Annotated in this window: 2 protein-coding genes; both read left to right on the forward strand. The window is 68.6% G+C overall.

Translation table 11 applies throughout. From position 1 onward, the window contains the following. On the forward strand, positions 1 to 567 hold a 567-nt coding region (locus tag ABCR83_RS32560; RefSeq protein WP_462698871.1), incomplete at its 5' end, for a phosphopantetheine-binding protein. Then, positions 564 to 2,119, forward strand: a 1,556-nt coding sequence (locus ABCR83_RS32565; protein ID WP_462698872.1) for a condensation domain-containing protein, incomplete at its 3' end; no start/stop codon positions are given. The genes ABCR83_RS32560 and ABCR83_RS32565, both read left to right, overlap by 4 nt.

The following is a 2,119-nucleotide window of genomic DNA, read 5'->3' on the forward strand; positions in this document are numbered from 1 at the left end:
ATCCACGACGCCATCGTCCAACCCCACGGCCAAAACACCCACCAAAAACTGGTCGCCTACGTGGCCGTCGAGGACGGTCTGCGGGTTCCCGAACTGCGGGCGCATCTGTCCGGGCTGCTGCCCCGGTACATGATCCCGGCACGGTTCCTGCTCATGGACCGCCTGCCGCTGGGACCCCATGGCAAGGTCGACCGAGGCGCCCTGCCCGACCCGGAGGCCGCGGACACGGAATCCGGCCAGGTCTTTGTGGAGCCCCGGAACGCCGCTGAGGAATTCATCGCCTCGACCTGGCGCACGCTGCTGGACGCCACCTCCCCGGGCGCCTTCGACAACTTCTTTGAACTCGGTGGGAATTCACTGCTGGCAACCCGAGTCTCGGCGAAGCTCGGCGAACACTTCGGGGTGACGGTCGAACCATGGCTGGTCTTTGAGTACCAGACCATCGCGGCCCTGGCCACGCACCTGACCGGCGTCGGCTCCGCGCCGCGGCCCGCCGACCCGGAGCCGATCCATCGGCAACCCCGCGTCCCCTTCACGCCGTCGGCCCAGGGAGGAACCCCGGAATGAACGATAATGATCCGTCGCTGACCGGGTGCTTTGTGTTTCCCGCCTCATCGGGGCAGGAACGGCTTTGGTTCCTCCGGGAGTTCGACTCGGCCGGAGGAGCGGCCTATCACCTGCACGGCGCCTACCGAGTGGACGGCCCGCTGGACCGACTGGTCCTTCAGCGCTCTCTCAACCACATCGTGGCACGTCACGAAACACTGCGGACCCACTTCGTCCATCGCGACGGCGGCCTCGCACAGGTCGTGACCCCCGGATTGCAGATCACCGTCTCGGCCTCCGACCTCAGCGACTCACCACCGACCCGTCACGAGGCCGAAATACGCCGGATCTCCGGGCAGGAGGCCCGGCGGCCGTTCAACCTCGGCCAGGCTCCCCTGCTCAGGGTGACGCTGCTCCGCCTGGCCGAGCAAAGCCATGCCGTACTGGTCACCATGCACCACATCGTCGCCGACGGCTGGTCGATCCCACTGCTGCTGAGCGAACTTTCGGAGTGCTACCGGGCATTCGGAGCGGGCGCCGAGCCCGTCCTGCCGGAACTCCCGGTCCAGTACGCGGATCTCACCGCCTGGCAGCGCGCATGGGAACGGAGCGAGAGCTGCGAGCGGCACCGAAGGTTCTGGACGGACGCGCTCCGCGGCGCTCCCCTGGTCCTTGAACTGCCCGCCGACCGCCCCCGGCCGCAGGTGCAGAGCTTCCACGGCGCGACAGTGCGCAAACCGGTCCCCGCGGCGCTCGCCGCGGCGGTACGGGCCGGGGCGCGGGGCCATGCCGCGACGCCGTACATGATGCTGCTCAGCGGGTTCCAGGCGCTACTGGGCCGGTACACCGGGCAGACGGACTTCCTGGTCGGCACGCCGACCAGCAATCGCCACCGCGACGAACTCCGCCACCTGATCGGCTTCTTCGCCAACACCCTGGTTCTGCGCGCCGACCTGTCCGGCGATCCCACCGTGGGCGAATTCCTGGCACGGACGCGGGCCACCTGTCTGGCCGCCTTCGAGCACCAGCGGTTCAGCTTCGAGTCCCTGGTCGAAACGGTCCGGCCGGAGCGCTCCCCCGGCCGGAATCCGATCTTCCAGGTGCTCTTCGCCCTGGAGAGCGACCAGGCCGCCCGTCCCCGCATCGGGGATTTGGACCTGCGGCGCATGGACGGCGACAGCGACACCGCCAAGTTCGACCTGTCCCTGTTCGTCGTGGAGGACGAGGAGCGGATGAGCATCCGCGCCGAGTACAACACCGCCTTGTTCGAGGCGGCGACCGTGGAGCGGCTCGTCGAGCGCTACCTCAACCTCCTGGACCACATGGTGCGTTCACCGGACCGGAGAGTGAGCACCCTCCCCCTGCTGGACGCCAAGGAACGGGACGAGGTCCTGGCGGTCGCGGAGGGACCGCGGATGCCGACCCCGCCGGTGACCCTGCCGGACATGTTCAGGCGACAGGCCGCCCGGGACCCGGATGCGACGGCGCTCATCTGCCAGGAACAGCGAATCGGTTACGGGGAGTTGGATCGGTGGGGTAACCGGATCGCGCATCTGCTGGCCGCACACGGCAA

Source organism: Streptomyces xingningensis, assembly GCF_054957865.1.